Source organism: Alterotamlana spongicola (assembly GCF_035818475.1).
Taxonomy (GTDB): Bacteria; Bacteroidota; Bacteroidia; order Flavobacteriales; family Flavobacteriaceae; genus Cognatitamlana.
In genome coordinates, this window is record NZ_JAYMGV010000002.1 from 52,915 (window position 1) to 74,478 (window position 21,564).

The window sequence follows — 21,564 nt, forward strand, 5'->3', positions numbered from 1 at the left end:
TTTTAGATATTAGAGCCTCGTTGTTTATTCAATGGGGCTTTAAAAACAAATTGGCCCTTGAAAAATAGTAACTACCAATAATACCTATGATAAAATGATCTCAAAAGAACTTATTCTGGTTTGTATCTTTTTTATAGCCATATCCTTTGGATGCAAAAACTTTAATAAGGAGCTTAACCAGCCACAAAAATTTAGTCAGGTACCTACTAGCATAAGCAAGGTTGAATTTACAAACCAAATCACCGAAACAGATAGTTTGAACTACTTCAACTACGGATATATGTATATGGGCGGAGGGGTTTCCCTTGGAGATATTAATAATGACGGTCTTACCGATATTTTTTTTACCGGAAACATGGTAGATAACAAACTGTATCTCAATAAGGGTAATTTCCAGTTTGAAGATATTACAAACAAAGCAGGTATTCAAGGGAGCGGTAAATGGTATACAGGTAGTACCATGGTTGATATTAATAATGATGGTTTATTAGATATTTATGTGAATGTCTCAGGTAAAAAAAATTATGATAAAGCAAATGAACTTTATGTAAATCAAGGTAATTTAGAATTTAAGGAACAAGCCTCAGAGTATGGAATTGCTGATGCCGGTCATAGCACCCAGAGTACTTTTTTTGATTATGATAAGGATGGTGATTTAGACCTATATGTTGCAAATTACCCTATAACCCCATTTGATGCGCCTAACATGTATTATCAAATGCAGGTCAAGTTTAAGGATATGGAAAAGTCTGATAACCTGTACCGAAATGAAGGAAATGGCTTTTTTAGTAAGGTGACCAAGGAAGCAGGAATACTAAATTTTGGATTATCCTTAAGTGCAACGGTTAGTGATTTAAACAATGATTCCTGGCCAGACATTTATGTGTCAAACGATTTTGCGGCCCCAGATTATTTATATATTAATAATCAGGACGGAACTTTTAAAGAAACCTTAAAAACATCAACAAGGCATACAGCTTTTTATGGAATGGGTGTAGATATAGCAGATTTTAATAACGATGGAGCAACAGATATACTACAAGTAGATATGACTCCGGAGGACAACAGAAGGTCTAAAGCCAATATGGCAAGTATGAACCCACAAAAATTTTGGGAAATAGTTAACGGGGGAATGCACTACCAATACATGCAAAATGTGCTACAGCTTAACCAGGGGGTTGACCAGAATGGCATTCCAATCATGGGAGATGTGTCAAGGATAGCTGGAGTAGCAACTACAGATTGGAGCTGGGCAGCTTTGTGGATGGATATTGATAATGATGGCTGGAAAGATATTTATATTACCAATGGATCAAGGCGAGATATTAATAACAAGGATTTTTTTATTAAGCTTAAACAAAAGAACCAGTTTGCCACAAGTGTAGATAAATTCAAGGTCAATAATTTTAATTTATTACCCTCTGAAAAAATACCTAATTATGCTTTTATAAACAACGGTGATCTTACCTTTACCAATAAATCTGAAGCATTAGGGCTTGATTTTAAAGGATTCTCCAATGGGGTGAGCTATGCCGATTTGGATAACGATGGAGACCTTGATTTGGTGGTTAACAATTTAGATGATGTAGCTCACATCTATGAAAATAACACCAAAAATACTAAAAATCATTATTTGAGATTAAAATTTAATGGATCAGAATCAAACCGCTTTGGATTAGGTGCCTCGGTTACTCTTAAAACAAAAAGAGGGATACAATACCAGGAACTACAGCTTACACGGGGTTTTCAATCTTCAGTGGAACCCGTATTGCATTTTGGGCTGGGAAAGCAGGAAAAAATTGAGGAAATTAATATAACCTGGTCAGATGGAAAGAAACATGTACTGGATAATATATACGCAGACCAAGAGCTAGTAGTAGATTATTATAATTCCAAGTTGCCCACAAAAGTTGCCAACCAGCCTTCAGTAAAGCTCTTTGAAAATAGTACAGACCAAATTCCGCTCTTACATGAACATCATGAAAATCAGTATAACGACTACCTTTTTGAAGTTTTATTACCCCATAAATATTCCACAATGGGGGCAGGTATGGCAATTTCTGACATAAACAATGATGGCCTGGACGATGTGTTTTTTGGGAATGCCAACGGTGCTTCCGGAAGCTTACTGGTTCAGGAAAAAAATAATGAACTGACAAAAATTCAAGGCCCATGGGAATTTGATGCGGACTATGAAGATACCGGAGTCTTGTTTTTTGATGCCAATGGAGATGGATTACAAGATTTATACGTGGTCAGTGGAGGAAACGAACGTTTAAACGGAGATGAATTTCTTGCAGACAGACTATATATCAATAAAGGCAATCAAAAATTTGTTAAAGAAACAGCCGCCCTTCCTAATATATACATGAGTGGCTCGGTAGTAAAAGCAATGGATTATGATCGTGACGGGGATCTGGACTTGTTTATAGGTGGAAGATCGGTTCCTAAAGCATATCCTAAGCCAGCAAGCAGTTATATTCTTGAGAATATAAGTTCAGAAAACAATGTGAAGTTTAGGGATGTAACCCATAAAATTGCCCCTGATCTAAAAGAGATAGGTTTGGTTACTGATGCCATTTGGACAGATTATAACAATGATGGCTTGACTGATCTGATATTGGTAGGAGAATGGATGCCCATAACCTTAATGGAAAATCAGGGAAAAACCTTTACAAAAAAATCAAGTCCGGAAATGAAAAAGACTATAGGTTGGTGGTATACCATCAATCAGGGTGATTTTGATGGTGACGGAGATATGGATTACGTTGCCGGGAATTTAGGCCTGAACTATAAATATAAGGCTACAAAAGAAGAACCATTTGAAGTGTTTGCCAGCGATTTTGATAATAATGGTAAGTTGGATATTGTTTTAGGCTATTATCAAAATGGAATACAATTCCCTGTAAGGGGAAGACAGTGCTCATCAGAACAGGTTCCGGATATAAAGAAAAAGTTCAAGGATTACGAATCCTTTTCAACAGCATCGCTTGTTGATATTTATTCAGAAAATTTGTTGAGTAATGCCCTGCATTATAAGGCAATAACCTTTGCCAGTAGTTATATTGAAAATTTAGGACATGGAGAATTTAAAATAAGCCCATTGCCCAATGAAGCTCAAATATCTTCAGTAAATACCATAACCGTTCAAGATTATGATGGCGATGGAAATTTGGATATGGTCATAGCCGGGAATCTATATAATGCAGAGGTAGAAACAACAAGAAATGACGCCAGTATTGGTCTTTGGCTAAAAGGGAATGGCAAAGGAGGTTTTAGTGCTGTAGATTACCAGAAAAGTGGTCTTAGAATTAACGGAGAGGTAAAACAATTGGGGCAACTTTTGCTTGGCCATAACAGGAAATACCTTATAGCATCAATGAATAATGCAAAACCGGAACTAATCAAAATAAATAACTAATTGCACAGCCATGCCCAACTCAAATGTACATGTTATTAGAATACTTTGGCTAATGTTGGTCTTGGTGTCCTGTAATACGGCCCCGGAGAATAATCAAAGCTTGAACTCTGAGGCTTTAGGAATAAATCTATTTACTGTACTTACCGAAGAGCAGACCGGAATAACATCAAAAAATGTTCTACGTGAAAACACTTATATGAATGGGTTTTTATATGAGTATTATTATAATGGAGGGGGAGTGGCCGTTGCAGATTTTAACAATGACAGTTTAATAGACATATATTTTATAAACAACCTTCAACCCAACCAGCTTTACCTTAATCAGGGAAATATGAGGTTTAAGGAGGTTTCTAAAATATCTGGAACTCAAGGAAGTAGAGGGTTCCCAACTGGCGTGACCATTGTGGATATAAATAATGATGGGTATAAGGATATCTACATCTGCTATTCAGGAAGCCCCAGCAACAAGGACCTGTTAAAAAACCAATTACTTGTAAATCAGGGAATCAATGACAAAGGAGTCCCTCATTTTGTAGATAAGGCTGCAACCTATAACCTAGATCTTGCCCACCATGCTATTCAAGCGGCATTTTTTGATTATGACCGGGACGGTGATTTGGATATGTTTGCCATTAATCACGGTCTGCAGTACTCATATTTAGATCATGAAATAGATTCGTTAAGCAGGCTTATAAACTCAGAAGCCGGGGAGAAGTTATATAGAAATGACCATAACAAATTTATAGAAGTAACCCACGATGCCGGAATTGTAAGTAATGCACTTGGGTATACACTGGGCGTTTCTATTGGAGATCTAAATAATGATGGTTGGCCAGATGTTTATACGGCCAATGATTATGCTCAAAAAGACCATATATATATCAATAATAAGAATGGAACCTTTGAGGAAACGTCGCATAATTCATTTAGGCATATATCTAACTTTTCTATGGGAACGGATATTGCGGATATTAATAATGATGGATGGCTTGATATAATGTCCCTGGATATGATGGCCAAGGATAATTATTCACAAAAGACCAGTATGAGCGGTATGAACCCAGAACGTTTTTTTAATTATGTCAATTGGGGATTGCACCACCAGTATATGTATAACGCCATGCATTTAAATAGAGGCATTGATTATAATACCAATGCCCCGGTGTTTTCAGATATAGCTAAATTGGCAGGTGTCTCCAGTACAGATTGGAGTTGGTCTCCGTTGTTATTTGACTTTAATAATGATGGCTATAATGATTTGTTTGTATCCAATGGAATTAAACGTGATTTTAGAAGTAACGATTTTAAAATCTATAAGGAGAAAAAACGTGAAGAAGCTAGAAAAGCTGGCGTGCTAAATAAAGATAAGTACATAGCCGATCTTTTAGAAAAATCACCTACAAGACGAAAAAATAATTATTTCTTTTTAAACCAAGGTGATTTGACCTTTTCTCCGTTAGACCTAGAACAACCTATGACCTTTTCAAACGGGGCGGCCTATGCTGATTTTGATAATGATGGTGATCTGGATGTGGTGGTGAATAATTCAGATGATCCTTCATTTATCTATAGGAATAACTCCAATGCTCATCATGGATATCTTAAGGTTAAGCTTATAGGTCAATCAGAAAATAAAGATGCGCTGGGAGCCAAAGTAGAGCTGATAACAGCCACATCAAAACAGACCAGAGAAAACTATTTTACTCGGGGCTTTCAATCTTCAATGGCAAATAATTTACATTTTGGGTTGGGGCAAAAGAACATTGTAGATACCCTTCGTATTCACTGGCCGGATGGAAAGATTGAAGAAAAATATAAAGTTTCCTCAAACCAGGTTTTAACCGTTAGATATGGCCAGGGTTTAGGAATTGAAAAAGTGTCACAAAAAGAAAACTATATTTTCAAGGATCGTAGCGCTCAGCTAAGGATACCATTCACACATCAGGAAAATGACTATGATGACTTTAAAGAAGAAGCCCTAATGCCTCATAAAATGTCAGAATCCGGTCCGGCATTGGCAAAAGCAGATGTCAATAATGATGGGCTGGAAGATTTCTATGTTGGAGGAGCCCAAGGACAGTCAGGAGTTCTGTATGTTCAATCTGAAACAGGCATTTTTTATGAGCAAAATATTGAGGCATTCCTTAGAGATAGGAAACATGAGGATACCGGAGCATTATTTTTGGATGCAGATAAGGATGGAGATATGGACTTATATGTAGTGAGTGGAGGAAATGAGATGGATCCAAATTCAGATTATTATACCGATAGGTTTTATGAAAACAATGGCATTGGGAATTTCACCAGAAATTTAAAGGCCATTCCAACAATTACCCAAAGCGGTCAAAGTATAGCCTCGGGTGACTTTGATAATGACGGTGATTTAGACCTATTTGTTGGTACCAGAGTGATGCCTAAAAACTATGGGAAACCCGTTAAGAGTTTTTTACTGGAAAACAAAAGTGATAAAGGCAAAATTCAATTTATAGATGTCACAGATACTGCCATACCGGATTTAAACAGCTTTTCAATGATTACCAATGTGTATTGGCAAGATATGGATGGTGATAACAAACAGGATCTATTGATTACCAGCGAATGGGGGGCAATAAGTCTGTTTAAAAATATGGGACATGAATTTAGGAATATTTCCTCTTCAGTTGGCTTAACCGACTATGTAGGTTGGTGGTATTGCTTAAAAGTAATGGATGTTGATGGTGATGGAGACCAAGACTTGATTGCCGGTAATTTAGGCCTGAATTACAAGTATAAAGCAAGCCCCAAGGAACCATTTTATATGTTCATCAATGATTTTGATGATAATCATAGTACAGATATTGTTTTGGGGTATCACGAAGGCGAGACCGTTTACCCGCTTCGTGGCAGGGAATGTTCATCTAACCAAATGCCTTTTATCAAGGAAAAATTTGAATCTTACCATGCTTTTGGAAAGGCAAACCTTCACCAGGTTTACGGCAACAAGCTGAAAAGTTCCTTAAAATATACAGCAACCACATTTGCCTCAGGGGTATTTGAGAATAGAGGGAGTAAAGGGTTTCATTTCAAACCTTTTCCAAATGAGGCGCAAATATCTTCAATTAACAAAATTTTGAGCAATGATTTTGATAAGGACGGTTCTATGGATTTACTCCTGTTGGGAAATCTATATGGTTCAGAGGTAGAAACACCAAGAAATGATGCCAGCTATGGCCATGTATTAAAAAAAGATGCATATGGCAATTTTTTTGAGATACCATCAACCCGTTCAGGATTATATATAAAAGGAGAAGTGAAAAATGCTGTGGAGATAGCCACATTAAATGGCAATTTAATAATTATTGCAAAAAACAATGAACCCTTGACTGTTTTAGAGTACTAAGAAAGTGATTATGTCCAATCAAAAACTAAAATAATCTATAGTGAACACGCTATGAGCTCAAAAGTCAAAGTATCAGATATAAAGTAACCCAACAATAAATGAGTTATTATGCAGACATTTAAAAAAAAAAATAACTATTGTGCATATGTTGTTTAGTTTACTATGCTTCAAATTAAATGCGATTGCAGGTAATTGTTTTCAAAACATAATACTTGGGATTGGGTTTCTAATGGTGGCTTCCTGTTCCAACAATAAAACGCATAGCTCTATTCCCCTTAAGATTTGGTTTGATACGCCAACAACAGAATGGAATGAGGGCTTACCATTAGGGAATGGTAGAATTGGCGCTATGGTTCTGGGACATCCAAATAAGGAAAGAATAGCCCTTAATGAAGAAACACTTTGGAGTGGTTTTCCCAAGGATGGTAATAATCCCAAAGCTAAAGATTTAATTCCTGAAATAAGAGAAGCATTGGCTAAAGGAGATTTTGGTCTGGCCAATACGTTAACCATCCAAACCCAAGGGCCATATACCCAATCCTATGCTCCTATGGGTGATCTTTATTTGGATTTTGAGGACAAGAGTGACGTTACCAACTATTATCGAGACCTTGATCTATCCAATGCCATTACAACCTCAACCTATAAACGAAATGGAGTGAACTTTCGCCATGAATTGTTTGTTAGTGCACCCGATCAGGTCATGGTAATGCGGATCTCATCAAACAAGAAGGCAAAAGTGTCCTTTACAGCATCACTAAGTAGTAAACTCCAATTTAATACTGTTTTAGAGGATAACAATACATTGGTTATGAAAGGTAAGGCTCCAATGCATGCAGATCCAAATTATTTGGGCGATCTGGGCAAAGTGAGATATACAAACGATGAGGGCATGACTTTTGAATGTAGGCTGCTCCTTAAAAACCAAGGAGGAGAAGTGATTGCTGAAGATAATAAACTTAAAGTTGTTGATGCAGATAAAGTTCTATTATTAGTATCTCCTTCAACAAGTTTTAATGGGTATAACAAGTCGCCGGGAAACGCCGGTAAAAACCCGGAACTGGAATCTAAACACAATTTGGTTGAAGCGTATAAAAAAAGTTATATGGAGTTAAAGGAAAATCATGTTCGTGATTATACTTCGTTTTTTAATAGGGTGCAATTTGCTGTTTCTAATATTGAGAAAGATACTATCCCAACATACAGACGCTTAAAAGCATATGACAAGACAAATCCTGATTTGCATTTGGATGAATTAATATTCCATTATGGACGGTACTTACTTATATCAAGTTCAAGACCGGGAGGTATTCCCGCAAACTTGCAAGGCATTTGGAATCAAGATGTGAGGCCGCCATGGAGTTCAAATTTTACAGCCAATATAAATGTACAGATGAACTATTGGATTGCTGAGCCCCTCAACTTGCCAGAAATGCATAAACCATTATTGGATTTTGTATCAAATCTATCTGTTAATGGGGCAAAAACAGCTAAGATAAATTACGGGATGCGGGGCTGGTGTTCCCATCATAATACTGATATTTGGGCATCCACCAATCCAGTAGGAAATATATCTACATCAGATAAAAGAAGCCCTAGTTGGGCCAATTTCCCTATGTCTGGTGCCTGGTTCAGTAAACATGTATATGAACATTATACTTATAATAGAGATACCACCTATTTAAGAAATCATGCCTATCCCATAATGAAGGGCGCAGCAAGGTTTGTCTTAGATTGGCTTTGGGAAGGTCCTGATGGGTATTTAGTAACAGGGCCATCGGTTTCACCGGAAAATTTCTTTATGACCAACATGGATGTGTACGGATGTGTAGATATTGCCTCAACATCAGATATTGGACTGATAAGGGACTTGTTTACCAATACCATAGCAGCAACAAATATTTTGAAAACGGATGTATATTTTAAAAAAGAGATTGAAATGGCATTGAAACAATTGCCGCCATTCAAAATTGGACAGTATGGACAATTGCAGGAATGGTACAACGATTGGGATAATCCCGAGGATACGCATCGCCATATTGCTCATCTTTTTGCGCTACATCCGGGGAATCAAATATCTCCACATACAACTCCTGAACTTGCCGAAGCTTGTAAAAGAACACTTAATATGCGGGGAGATGCCGGTACAGGATGGAGTTTGGCATGGAAAATTAATTTTTGGGCTAGACTATTTGATGGGGATAAAGCTCATAATTTGTTAACCCAATTGTACAACCCGGTAGCACCTACCAATTATACTATGGGAAACCTTGGTGGCGGTTGTTATCCTAATTTATTAGATGCTTGTCCACCCTTTCAGATAGACGGAAATTTTGGGGCACCTGCCGGTATATTGGAAATGTTAATGCAAAGTCACTTAGGAGAAATACACCTCTTGCCAGCACTTCCGTCAGTTTGGAAATCTGGTTATATTAAGGGAATAAAGGCAAATGGCGCATACCAATTGGATATTGAATGGAATGAAGGCAAATTGAAAAGTTTACATATAAGATCAAAAGCTACAGATACCCTTAGGTTGAGGTATTTAGATTTAACCAGAGAAATTGTAATAAAGGCCGGTGAGGAGCTTCAATTTGATAAGTATTTAAATAAGATAAAAAGCAGTAAAAGCTCGGTTTAATATAAAGTGTATTTTTTAATAATCAGAAGGATAGGGGATGGTGTTAAGTGAAGCATACAATAGGAGTTAAAAGTTAAATAAGATACAAGTAAAGTAATATGGATAAAGGTGTGAAAAGTATATTGAAAAGTGTAAAAAGCTTGGCATATCTATGTTTATTGAGTATTACCCTGTCAGGGTGCAAAAATGATATAGTACCTCCAGAACCATTTGGTCCATTGCCTAATACACAACAAATGCAGTGGCATGATACCGAATTCTATGCATTCATTCACTTTACGATCAATACTTTTACTGATAAAGAATGGGGATTTGGAGATGAGTCGCCCAAGTGGTTTGATCCTACTGCATTTAATGCTGAGCAGATCGTATTGGCATGCAAAAATGCAGGGATGAAGGGATTGGTGTTGACTACCAAGCATCATGACGGATTCTGCCTATGGCCAACAAAAACCACAGAGCATAATATTTCTAAATCACCATATAAAAATGGTAATGGGGATATTGTTGGAGAAATTGTAAAGGCTTGCCGAAAGCATGGATTGAAAGTTGGGATGTATCTGTCGCCTTGGGACCGTAACCATAAAGGTTATGGAAGCCCTGAGTACATAAAGGTTTTTAGAGAGCAATTAAAAGAATTGCTAAGCAACTACGGAGAGATTTTTGAGGTATGGTTTGATGGTGCAAATGGAGGAACGGGCTATTACGGAGGTGCTAATGAGAACCGTACGATAGACCGGGCTACATATTATGATTGGGACGGCACCTTTAAAATGATTAGGGCATTGCAACCTACGGCAGCCATATTCTCTGATATTGGCTTAGATGTTAGGTGGATTGGAACCGAGGAGGGGTTTTCCGGTGATCCGTGTTGGCACAGGTACACCCCAAAGGGAAGGGAAGAAGGTCAACCACCGGCAAACGGACAAACAAGATATTGGGAGGCAATTAACGGTCACAGGGAAGGAAAGTTTTGGATGCCGGCAGAAACCAATACCTCAATTAGGCCGGGCTGGTTCTATCATGAAAGCGAAGACAGTCGCGTCAAATCTCCGGAGACATTGGTGAAATTGTATTATGAAAGTTTAGGACATGGAACAACATTAATTTTAAACCTACCTCCTGACAGAAGAGGACTTATTCATGAAAATGACATGGCATCCCTAACCAAGTTCAAAGAAATTATTGATGCAACATTTGCCAAAGACCTGTCTAAAGAAGCCATTTTTAAAGCTTCTAATACCAGAGGGAATAGTAAAGTCTATGGTGTGTCTAATTTGCGTGATGACAATCAGCAAACCTATTGGGCTTCGGATGACAAAGAATTAACACCAGAAATTGTAGTGGAGTTCCCGGTTCAGACGGAGTTTAACGTGGTGAATATTAGAGAGTTCATTCCATTAGGGCAACGTATTTGGGGGTGGGCACTTGATAAATGGACCGGTAATGAGTGGGAAGAGTTTGCAAAAGCCGAATCTATAGGACACAGACGCTTATGGAAGGGTAGTCTTCAAACAACAAATAAGATTAGGTTGAGGATAACTAAGGCTGTTGCTTGCCCTGTTATTACCCAACTTTCGGTGCATTTACAACCCATTAGCTTGGAGTCTCCACTAATTTCAAGAGACAAATCCGGGTATGTTACAATTGCAGGTTCAGGTGAAATCCATTATACCATTGATGGGACTGAGCCAAATCCAAAATCACCTATTTATAGAAAGCCTTTAGAACTAAAACAGGGAGGCATTGTAAAATCTAAAATTTTCTATCATCATGAGAGTAGTCCTACTACAACTGTGATTTATAATCAAACAAAAAAGAAATGGGAAGTGCTTTATGCCAGTTCCCAAGAAGGACACAATGTTTCATGGAAAGTAATAGACGAAAATAATACCACAGATTGGCATACCTTAGAAGACGATAGGGATAGAGAAATTATTGTTAATCTGGGTGAAGAACTTGACGTAGAAGGCTTTGTAATGACTCCCCGCCAGGATGGAATTAAAGATGGCATTGTAACGCATTACGAGTTTTATACAAGTCTTGATGGAAAGGTCTGGGATTTAAAGGGGAATGGGGAATTCTCAAATATTTATAACAACCCTATTGAGCAACAGGTATCTATAGAGCCAACAAAGGCCAAATACATCATGTTTAAAGCAGTAGAGGTTGTAGGAAAGAAATATGCGGCGCTGACAGAACTAGGTGTAATAACCAAATAAAGAAAAGGAACTCATGATTAAATGCTCACTTTTTAGCATAACAGAAGTTGGTTTTTGCATTTTGATGTGCTTAATCTCTACCTGTACTTCCCATGTTGTAATGTCAGGTTATTTTAATCAACTCGGGCACTATAGCGGATTTTACACTAAGGATGAGATTTAATTGATTATGATAGGCGTGAAAGAGGAAGCAATAATTTTAAAAGAGATGCTAACATTGACATGGGAGAACAGCATCCAATGCTCAACCCATTGACTATAAAAGAATTATTAAAATAGATACAAATGAAATTTACGAAACAAATTTTTAGAATCAAGAAAATAAAACACATGCTTTTAGGGGGTATCATCATGTTTTGCGCACCTATGGCTCTTTCAGCTAAGATTATGCTACCATCTGTAATTTCTGATAATATGGTACTTCAACAGGAATCTGAAGTAGAAATTTGGGGGTGGAGCACGAAGTCAGCTGAACAGATTTTAGTTTGGGGCAGTTGGGGTTCAGACACTTTATCAACTAAGGTTTATCAGGGAAGATGGTCGTTAAAGTTACCAACTCCCAAATCAGGAGGACCATATACCTTACATATTATGGGCCATGAAACTATAAAAATCAAAAATGTATTGGTTGGTGAGGTGTGGATGTGTTCAGGTCAGTCCAATATGGAAATGCCTATGGATTCACTTTCTCCTGGTTTTGCCGGTGTCATTGACTATAAAAGGAAAATTAAGGAAGCTCATTATCCATCCGTTCGTTTTTTTCAGGTTTCCCGCAGAACATCAAATCATCCTCAAGACAGTTGTGAGGGGAGATGGATTGTATGTACTCCAGAAGAGGCCAAAGGTTTTTCAGCAGTAGCCTACAATTTTGGAAAAACAATACATGAAGACCTAAAAGTACCCGTTGGACTTTTGCATGCCAGTTGGGGTGGGACAAATATAGAGCCATGGATTCCCGAAGAACTGATAAATGAAAATCCGATATATAAAGAAGAGTTAGACAGCTTGGAAGCTTATGCATGGTGGCCAAAGGATGCCGGTTTAACCTATAATGCGATGATAAATCCGATAACACGATTTACTATTGCCGGTGTTATTTGGTATCAAGGGGAAAGCAATAGGTTTTTCCCTAAAACATACGCCAGTCTTATGCCACTAATGATTGATGCCTGGAGAAAAAAATGGGATATTGATTTCCCTTTTTACTATGTGCAGATTGCGCCTTTTGATTATAATAATGAACATATGGCTCCATTGGTTAGGGAATCCCAGTCGCGTTCTGTTACGCACCATAAAACAGGTATGATAGTTATTCATGATCTGGTTGACGATATAAAGAACATCCATCCAAGACAAAAGACAGAAGTGGGAAAAAGATTAGCGGCAATGGCACTTGTAAAGACTTATAATAAAACCGGATACAATATAGATTATCCCTCTTTTTCTTCTATGACATTAGTGGGGAATAAGGCTGAAATCAGGTTTAATCATGCATATAATGGGCTAATGTCGAAAGGAGAAATAACAGAATTTCAAATTGCCGGAGCAGACCGGATATTTTACCCTGCTAAGGCCAAAATAAATAAAGACGGTGTGGTTGTTTGGTCTAAAAAAGTTAAGCGGCCAATTGCCGTAAGATATGGGTTTTCTAATACTTCCATACCTAAACTTTACGGAAAAAACGGGTTGCCAGTAGATATTTTTAGAACAGACGATTGGGAAGTCCCTATGCATAAGATTAAACGAGTAGAGTGATCATAGAAGCAGGGTTGATCAAAATTCTGTAAGCCATGTCTTTTAATATTTTAAACACTTTTAACTATATGGGGTCACCTGATTGTATACCAAATCCATAAAGAACTATTTATAGTTACACGCTTTTGTTATATCCCTGTTTATTGGCTATACAAAAAACGAATTTTTATAAAACAGCAATTTTAATTTGTAAGGTTTGATTGATATTCCGTTGGAGAAATTCCTTTTATCAATTTAAAATTTTTATAAAAATAAGAAGGACTGCTATAGCCGCTTCCGTAGAGTGCTTCAACAATGGTTAAATTGTCTTCTCTAATTAATTTACAGGCATACCCAATTCTTATTTCATTTAAAAAATTAGAAAAAGTCTTTTTTGTTTTGTTTTTAAAAAATCTACAAAAAGCTGTTTTATTCATCCCCGCATTAGCTGCTACATCAGATAACTTTAGCTCTTCTTTAAAATGCTCCATAATATATTCAAAAGCTTTGTTTATTTTTAAATCGTTGCTATATATGGTATTTATAAAATGTGGACTTGCCAACAAATCGTATTTTTCAAACAATGCTAAAGTGTAAAGCATTTCAAGAAACTTAATCAGCCGTTCCATGCCCTTATACGTTAACAAAGCCGTTATTTGTTTGGTCAATATTTTTTTTCCATTTCCTTTAAAAGCAATACCTCTTTCTGCTCGTTTTATCAGTTGTTTTATCTCGATAGATTCTGACAACTCCGAAAAATGATTTCCGAAAAAATCTATGGGAAATTGAATGACTATTGCTACGGCTCGTTTTTTGGGGTGATTAGCTTTATTCTTAGCTATGTTACTTCTCCAAACATGAGGTAATTTACTACCGACTAAAATAATATCCCCTTTTTTAAAAGCCTCTATGGAGTCTCCTATATATCGTTCTCCCTTACCTTGCTCTATATAAACTAGCTCGAGCATATCATGATAGTGCCATGCATCATCAAAAACTTCTCTGGTATCTTTTCTAATATGAAAAGCATCTTCAATAGGTCTTTTTAGTTTTCTGAAATTTGCTTTCATTGGAATAATTATAGAGTAAAAGCAAATATAGAGATTGTCATTTTAAAAAATATCCCTTGACGCCTTTTTCCTTTAGCTTGATATAAAAAAGACTTCCACTTAAAGGATATGCTTCTAAATCTTTTTCGGAAAGCCCTTCCCTTGCTGTAGTTATGAAAAGTGTATCCATATCTTTCCCTCCAAAAACGCATGAGGTTACATGAGGCGCCTCCACTTCAATTTTATAGAGTATTTGTCCTGATTTAGGATTCCAACAAATAACAGCTGAACCTCCCCACATCGCAACCCATAAATTGCCTTTATTATCAATAGTCATTCCATCCGGTGCGCCTATATTTTTTGGAACATTAATGGCAATCCGTTGGTTTGAAATCTCACTTTTATCATTGAAATCAAAAGCATAAACTACATTTTCAAATGTATCTATGTAATACATGGTTTTTCCATCTAATGCCCATGCTAATCCATTTGATATGCTAACACCTTGTAATACTTCTGAGACATTCTTTTTTGAATCGATTCGATATAGGCTTCCCTTATTTGGAGTTGCATCCATATCCATAGTGCCAATCCAAATAGTTCCATTCGGATCTATTTTTCCATCATTGAAACGAACATTGGAGTCTTTAAAATCAATTTCCAAATAAAGGCTATATGCGCTGGTCTTCTTATTATACTTTATAAGTTTATTAGTATCAGCTATTAAATACACATTTTTAGAAAGGGGTAAAACACAAGCTGTTTTATCTCCATGATAAACTATGGCATCTTGATTGCTTTTTAATTTAAGGTTGTGTACTTTTCCCTTGTTAATATCAACCCACATTAATTCATTTGCATAAGGCAACCATAATGGCCCTTCTCCTAAACTAGCGTTGGATTTTAATAGTACCTCTGCTTTCATGTTTTTAAAACCCCATTGACTTTAATATTAATCTTGCATCAATGCCGAACGGCCACCGTCTATTAGATACGTGGTTCCTGAGATAAACGCTGCTGCATCAGAGGCTAAAAAAGCACATAAAGCGCCTATCTCTTCTGAGGTTCCTATCCGTTTAACGGGATGTGCATCTATAGTGCGTTGACGTTCTTTTGCTGCATCGGGAAAACTATCAAACCATTTTTGATTGCCTTTGGTATCTATAAACCCAGGGGCAATACCTATTGCTCTAATTTTGGGTCCCCATTCTATGGCCAATGATTGCACCAAACCTTTTATAGCTGTTTTAGCTACATTGTACGGAAAACAGCCTGGTATTGTATAATTTGAGTGGTTTGAAGTCATTATTAATATAACGCCTTTTCCACTTTTTTCTAAGTAGGGCTTGCAAAGTTTGCTCAATTGCCAGTGTGATTTTAAATTCAATTCCATGTTAAATTGCCACTGTTCTTCGGAACACTTTTCTGCGCCTTCAAATACGTTAACTCCGGCATTGGATACCAAAATATCAATACTGCCGAATGTTGCTATGGTTTTTTGGATGAGTTTTTCTTGGGCTTTTATGGATGTTATATCATGAGCTGTATATATTGCCTGAGTGCCTTCTTTTTCTATATTATCGATAAAAGCTTTTGCTCCTTCAGAATTTTCAGCAGAACGCCCGCAACCAGATATATTACAACCTGCCTTTGCCAGTATTTTGGCAACGCCTTGTCCTACGCCATTACTAACTCCTGTTACCAGGGCGGTTTTTCCTTTTAAATCAATAGTTAACATGTACTTGTTTTAATTGTTAGATATAAAATCCGTCTCTGTGTTCTCTAATTCCTGGATACTTTTCCATTTCTTCTTCAACTAAATCTACCCCCAAACCAGGTCTTTTACTGAGTATCAATTGTCCATTTTGAATATCTAAAGGATAATTGATTACAGTGTCCCTCCAAGGTACGTCTTTAAAAATAAATTCTTGTCTAAAAAAGTTTGGAATGGATGCACAAACATGTGCTGATGCTAAGGTTGATAGGGGGCCATTAGGGTTGTGCGGTGCTACCATAACATTATAAGCTTCTGCCATGGTTGCCATACGTTTCATTTCGGAGGGACCTCCACAACGGGTAATATCAGGCATAATGACATCGCAAATGTGTTTTTCTAATATGGGACGGATGCCGTGTCTTGTATAATGCCGTTCTCCTACACAAATAGAAACTTCAGGGGCTATACGCTCTCTAAAAGCTCTTAACGTATCTGCGCTTTCTGGGCCTGCTGGTTCTTCATACCAAGTAATATCTAGGGCTGCCAAACGTTTTGCCATGGCAATTGCTACTTTAAAATTAAGCATGGCATGGGTTTCTATCATAATATCCATGTCCTCTCCAACAGCTTCTCTTACAGCTTTACTCACTTCAAAAGCTCTATTTTGTTGCGATTTAGACAGGGATAAATTGGTATCTAAATCCTCTCCATAAAAATAATTGGTATGGGCAAAAGGGTCAAACTTCAAACCTGTAAAACCTGCTGCTTTTACTTCTTTGGCTTGTTTTGCATAATCGACTTCGTTATGTTCGCCTCCTGTAAACCAATAATTGGCATATAACTGTATTTTGGTTCTAAACGAGCCTCCTAACAAATCATATACTGGTACTCCCAATGTTTTTCCTTTGAGGTCTAACAATGCCATATCTATTCCTGAAATGGCACACATACTGGCTCCATAGGGGCCTACCCAATTTAAATCTCTGTACAATTTGGTCCAGATAAAATCTATTTGCATAGGGTCCAGACCAATTATTCTTTTTCCTAATTCTTTGGCTGCTGCTTCTACTATCTGGCTCCCTGGCCAGTTGGTAGCTTCACCAATACCTGTTACACCTTTATTGGTGTAAATTTTTAAAAATGTCCAGTTATACTTAACGCCTTCAACTAACCATACTTTTACATCTGTTATTTTCATTTATGGTATTGTTTTTCATTCAATGCTTAAAATTAATGTTCCTTTTAGGACCTTATCTTTTGTTGTAATTCTTCCATTACTATGGGGCGTGTCATAAAATGGTTCTGACCCATTATTTGAATAGTCAGAAATAAGCCAATTGATGTGTTCTTCTTGTAACCAAGTTCTGGAACCTTGTTTTGTGTTTGAAAGAACTGTTATTTTTGTTCCATTATCAGCAGTTAACGAAGCTTGATAAATATTTCTTTTGGTCGATTTAAAGTCATTACTTCCCAACTCATTGGCATCATCCTTCCAAGCATGATTGGGTTGTTCTCTCCACGGTTCAACTCCAGTTGTTACTTTTGCATTTAATTTAGCCGTTCCTTGATTTCTACCAATATGGTCTTGAGGATAACTACTGAAATCTCCCTTTCTTTTCCATGAAAGATTCTCAAATGTTTTAGGTAGTTGTAACATTAAGCCGTATTGATAGGGAGAATCTTCTCCTGTGGTCTGTTCAATTTCATATTTGGTTACAAATTGCCCGTTAGGTTTAAAAATGTACCACAGTTTTCCTTTGCCTTTTTTAAAGGTTAGTTCTATAGTCATTTGGATATCATCTGCTGTTTTTTCTATAGTTATATTTGATGCATATTTCACAGGCCAGGGAAAACTTTGAATGGGTTCTATGTGTCTTTGGTAAGTTTCTCCAGCAATACTGCCTTTACCTCCATCTTCACTGTTCATAGCTACTACCGTGAATCTTGGCCCTTGGGTTAATACAGATTTGTTCTCCTTTTTAACGGAAACTATGGTACCATTAATTTTACTAACTCGGTAAGTAACATTCCCTTGTTTGATAAGATAAGATGCTTTGTTCTCTGAATAGGACAATTGTTTATTGTTTTCCAATCCCGGAACAACTTTTTCGGTAAAATCAAAACATTCTTGTTCTACAATTAAACCATTTGCATTATAAAAAGTTAGTTTTAAATGATCTACTTTCTTCTTACTGGGTATTGTAATGTACCCTTCTTGTCTCGGTAGAATCTTACTGTGTATTTTTCGTATTTCCCCATTTATTTCAGCTTTAATTTTTATAGCTGATAAAGCTGTGAAATCATAACGGTTTTCTACTTTTATTCTTAATTTTCCTTTAAGTTGCTTAGCTTCTTTTATTTTTATAGGGGAGAATGCTTTTTTCATACCAAAATATTCTGGTTTTGGTCTTCTCCAGCCATCAATAGGCCCCCAAGGTCCATAGCCAGCTATTTTACCATTGGGTAAATGAAAGGTATCATCAATACCACTCCAAATAGCCCCGCCTAAATTGTTGGGGTGTTTATAAATAGAATCGTAAAAGGCTACTAATGGTGCATTATAGGCATCTCGAATACCTGGGTCTGTGAGCAATTCTCTTCTGTTATAAGTTGATAAATGTGCAAATTCTCCAAACAGAACAGGCTTATTTATAGTATCTGTTCTAGCAGGTCCATTTATATCTGGATAATGAAAATTGGCTATATCTGAGGTGCTACCGTTATTATTAAACTCACCCCAAATTTGGTCGTGAAATGCTAAAGGTCTTGTTGTATCAATATGTTTCACTACAGACTTTACTTTATTCCAAAGTGGACTCCATAAAGATTCGTTACCTAAAGACCAAATAATTACCGATGGATGGTTTTTATTGGCTTCTATATTTTCAATATTGGCTTTGAGCATATAGGGTAATAAACGTTCGTTTTTATAATCCCATTTTCCCCAAATGGCTGCTGCTGGATGTCCAATCCATGCCAAAGCTGCTTCACTTTCTATAAATAGCCCTAAGGAATCGGCTGCTTTTAAAAATTCTTCGGATGGCGGATAGTGTGAGGTTCTTATGAAATTACAGTTGGCTTTTTTAAATAATTCGGCATCCAATCGTTCTAATGTCGGACTTAAAGAACGCCCGGTTAATGGGTGAATACTATGGCGATTTACTCCACGCAGCTTAATTGCTTTTCCGTTTACATACACTTGGCTACCTTTTATTGCGACCTGCCTAAAGCCTATTTTTTGCTTATTTGTTTGGATGGCCTTGCCGTTTTTTATCAATTCGGTACTCAACTCATACAAATAAGGGCTTTCTGGATTCCACTGATAAGGTTTTTTAACTGCAATGGATACTTTTGATAAACTGGAGTTTACAGAAACTGTTTTTTGTTGTAGTTGTTTTTTTCCTGAAAACAATGAATATCTCAATTGTATTCCTTGAGAATCATTGTTAGAAGATTCAATTTTTGTTTCTATATTTAAATTTGCATTCCTGAACTTTTTATCAAATACGGTGTTAATGGTAATATCAGAAATATTTGTTTTAGGTAAAACAAAAAGTGTGACTTTACGTAAAATTCCTGCTACTGTATGGGCTGCATATTGTGAAGTAGAGGCAAGGATATCACTTATTGTATTTGCTTGCACGTCAACTTGGAGTTGATTGTCATTTTGTTTCAAAGCTTCTGTGATTTCGGTTTCAAAAGGAACGAAACTACCTTCATGTTCCACAACTGTACTATTATTTACTTTTACCAAAGCATGAGAACTCACCGCATCAAATCGAATAAATATGCGTTTATTTGTCCAATCTTTTGGAATCTCAACTTTTGTTTTATAATGGGCCGTTTCTCCTATGTTTAAATCAAACCCTTGCATAACCAGTTCTCCTGGTACTTGAATCGACTTTTCTACGCCTTGGCCAATAGCAACTTTCCAAGTTCCATTAAGAGATATTACGGGATTTTTTATACCCTCTACTTCTTGTGGAATTGGTGAAATCCTAGGTGTTTCGACCTTAGTCTCAGTTAGAACCGTATTTAAACTCAGTTGAGCTTGTATACAATTACATCCTAAAAATAATAGGTAAAAAGGGATGAGATTTTTAACAAGTGTCTTCATTTTATCTTGATTCATTTCTATATTTTTTACATGATTTGGTATTTGTTCCATGCATCTACGGCACTCATGCCATTTTGAATGGCTTTTAATACGGTTTTTTCGCCTCTGGCTTTTTCAAATGCTCTTAAAAACACTTCTTCTTCATGTTCTTGTGGTACAATACAAACACCGTCTATATCACCTACAACAATATCACCTGGATTAATTCGTACACCATCCATTTCAATGGGTACCCTAAAATCGATTACTTTTCCACGAGGGCCTTGGTCTTGTGCATAATTTCCATATGAAAAAACTGGAAGCCCCAATTCCAACATACCAAAGGTATCTCTTGAATATCCGTTTACTACGGCTCCCGCAGCTCCTAAAATTTTTGCTCTTGTCATCATTAACTCGCCCACCAACGCATAGCTTGGAGAGGCTCCTGAACAGATATAAACTTCGTTCTTTTTTAAATCGTCCAAAGCTTCCAGCATTAAACCAAAGGGCTTTGCCATTAATGGGTTTTGGCTTCCAACACTTAGTTCTTCGAAAGTATCAGCTTCCAATACAGGCATGGCCCTGCCTATTAAAAACATATCGCTTTTTAAGGGGTGTATTTTTTGTGGCAAAAACTGATGTAGTAAGTTCATTTTGTCCATGGCATCGCCTACTACTGCAGTAAACAATTCTTTTTTTGCTGCTACAAATAGTGCTTCGTCATTTTTCCAAAACTTGTGCATTTTATTGTGTGTTTTACTTCTTTGTAATTTTATATGTTTGCTATTTTCACCAAAATATATAGTATAACACACCTAAAAAGGTACTTATCAATATATTTGCTACATTGAACAGCGTACTTGTTTTATACTTGCCTTCCTCTATTTTAATGAGGTTACTTTCTTTTTCTCCTTTTTAAAAATTGAAATCAGTACCAAAACAGCAGAGCGTGTTAAAAGGCAATTCCCATTCTATCTAAAAAAAGGCTCCAAACCCAACTATTAATATAAAACAAAATAGGATATAAAAACAATGGTATCGGCTGTAGATAATGTCATGTTATTAAAATGAGTTTATATAACACAAAATTAGTCTTGAACAGAGGTGTCAATATATTCTTGATTTGCAAACTTATCCTTTATGTTTGCTGAAAAATACAATTAAATTGATTTAGCGTTAATATTAAGAACTTAATTAAATGTTTTTTAATAAGCATTGAGTTTTTCCAGTAGAAAATCACTAATTACAAGTACTTATTATTACAAAAAGCCTCTATGTAAATGACATTGCACATCTAAGGGAAAA

General features: G+C 36.6%; 11 protein-coding genes. 5 read left to right on the forward strand and 6 right to left on the reverse strand.

Features of this window, described 5'->3' with window-relative positions; all coding sequences use genetic code 11:
- The first annotated feature begins 94 nt into the window (after window positions 1–94).
- The 5 genes from VOI54_RS12675 (at window position 95) to VOI54_RS12695 (ending at window position 13,418) form a co-directional block, all read left to right on the forward strand.
- On the forward strand, window positions 95–3,421 hold the full coding sequence (locus VOI54_RS12675; protein ID WP_326283203.1) for a VCBS repeat-containing protein: 3,327 nt from the start codon (window positions 95–97) through the stop codon (window positions 3,419–3,421).
- Window positions 3,422–3,431: 10 nt separating this feature from the next.
- Window positions 3,432–6,800 carry a VCBS repeat-containing protein gene (locus VOI54_RS12680; protein ID WP_326283204.1) on the forward strand — a complete coding sequence of 1,123 codons (3,369 nt, stop codon included), beginning with the start codon at window positions 3,432–3,434 and terminating at the stop codon, window positions 6,798–6,800.
- 145 nt (window positions 6,801–6,945) lie between these two features.
- Window positions 6,946–9,441 (forward strand): glycoside hydrolase family 95 protein, encoded by a 2,496-nt coding sequence (locus tag VOI54_RS12685; protein WP_326283205.1) that lies wholly within the window; start codon window positions 6,946–6,948, stop codon window positions 9,439–9,441.
- Window positions 9,442–9,581: 140 nt separating this feature from the next.
- The gene (locus tag VOI54_RS12690; protein ID WP_326283206.1) at window positions 9,582–11,663 is read left to right on the forward strand and encodes an alpha-L-fucosidase; all 2,082 of its coding nucleotides are present in this window, start codon (window positions 9,582–9,584) and stop codon (window positions 11,661–11,663) included.
- Between the two features lie 285 nt (window positions 11,664–11,948).
- On the forward strand, window positions 11,949–13,418 hold the full coding sequence (locus VOI54_RS12695) for a sialate O-acetylesterase (protein WP_326283207.1): 1,470 nt from the start codon (window positions 11,949–11,951) through the stop codon (window positions 13,416–13,418).
- A 182-nt stretch (window positions 13,419–13,600) separates the two neighbouring features.
- Here the strand turns inward: VOI54_RS12695 and VOI54_RS12700 are convergent, their stop codons facing one another.
- Genes VOI54_RS12700 through VOI54_RS12725 form a run of 6 tightly spaced genes read right to left on the reverse strand, consistent with a single transcriptional unit; the run spans window position 13,601 to window position 21,002 of the window.
- Window positions 13,601–14,467 (reverse strand): AraC family transcriptional regulator, encoded by an 867-nt coding sequence (locus tag VOI54_RS12700; RefSeq protein WP_326283208.1) that lies wholly within the window; start codon window positions 14,465–14,467, stop codon window positions 13,601–13,603.
- 37 nt (window positions 14,468–14,504) lie between these two features.
- The gene (locus tag VOI54_RS12705) at window positions 14,505–15,371 is read right to left on the reverse strand and encodes an SMP-30/gluconolactonase/LRE family protein (protein WP_326283209.1); all 867 of its coding nucleotides are present in this window, start codon (window positions 15,369–15,371) and stop codon (window positions 14,505–14,507) included.
- Between the two features lie 27 nt (window positions 15,372–15,398).
- Entirely contained in the window at window positions 15,399–16,184 is a 786-nt protein-coding gene (locus tag VOI54_RS12710; RefSeq protein ID WP_326283210.1) for an SDR family NAD(P)-dependent oxidoreductase, read from the reverse strand.
- A gap of 16 nt (window positions 16,185–16,200) precedes the next feature.
- Window positions 16,201–17,361 carry a mandelate racemase/muconate lactonizing enzyme family protein gene (locus VOI54_RS12715; protein WP_326283211.1) on the reverse strand — a complete coding sequence of 387 codons (1,161 nt, stop codon included), beginning with the start codon at window positions 17,359–17,361 and terminating at the stop codon, window positions 16,201–16,203.
- A 15-nt stretch (window positions 17,362–17,376) separates the two neighbouring features.
- A complete protein-coding gene (locus VOI54_RS12720; RefSeq protein ID WP_326283212.1) occupies window positions 17,377–20,295 on the reverse strand; it encodes a glycoside hydrolase family 2 protein in 2,919 nt (972 codons plus the stop codon).
- An 11-nt stretch (window positions 20,296–20,306) separates the two neighbouring features.
- On the reverse strand, window positions 20,307–21,002 hold the full coding sequence (locus tag VOI54_RS12725) for an RraA family protein (protein ID WP_326283213.1): 696 nt from the start codon (window positions 21,000–21,002) through the stop codon (window positions 20,307–20,309).
- Between the last annotated feature and the right edge of the window lie 562 nt (window positions 21,003–21,564).

Excerpts from the sequence above, each read along its gene's own strand:
- VOI54_RS12680 (WP_326283204.1), top strand. The coding sequence starts at position 3,432 with ATGCCCAACTCAAATGTACATGTTATTAGAATACTTTGGCTAATGTTG.
- VOI54_RS12705 (WP_326283209.1), bottom strand. The coding sequence starts at position 15,371 with ATGAAAGCAGAGGTACTATTAAAATCCAACGCTAGTTTAGGAGAAGGG.
- VOI54_RS12715 (WP_326283211.1), bottom strand. The coding sequence starts at position 17,361 with ATGAAAATAACAGATGTAAAAGTATGGTTAGTTGAAGGCGTTAAGTAT.
- VOI54_RS12695 (WP_326283207.1), top strand. The coding sequence starts at position 11,949 with ATGAAATTTACGAAACAAATTTTTAGAATCAAGAAAATAAAACACATG.
- VOI54_RS12720 (WP_326283212.1), bottom strand. The coding sequence starts at position 20,295 with ATGAATCAAGATAAAATGAAGACACTTGTTAAAAATCTCATCCCTTTT.
- VOI54_RS12725 (WP_326283213.1), bottom strand. The coding sequence starts at position 21,002 with ATGCACAAGTTTTGGAAAAATGACGAAGCACTATTTGTAGCAGCAAAA.
- VOI54_RS12675 (WP_326283203.1), top strand. The coding sequence starts at position 95 with ATGATCTCAAAAGAACTTATTCTGGTTTGTATCTTTTTTATAGCCATA.
- VOI54_RS12685 (WP_326283205.1), top strand. The coding sequence starts at position 6,946 with ATGTTGTTTAGTTTACTATGCTTCAAATTAAATGCGATTGCAGGTAAT.
- VOI54_RS12700 (WP_326283208.1), bottom strand. The coding sequence starts at position 14,467 with ATGAAAGCAAATTTCAGAAAACTAAAAAGACCTATTGAAGATGCTTTT.
- VOI54_RS12710 (WP_326283210.1), bottom strand. The coding sequence starts at position 16,184 with ATGTTAACTATTGATTTAAAAGGAAAAACCGCCCTGGTAACAGGAGTT.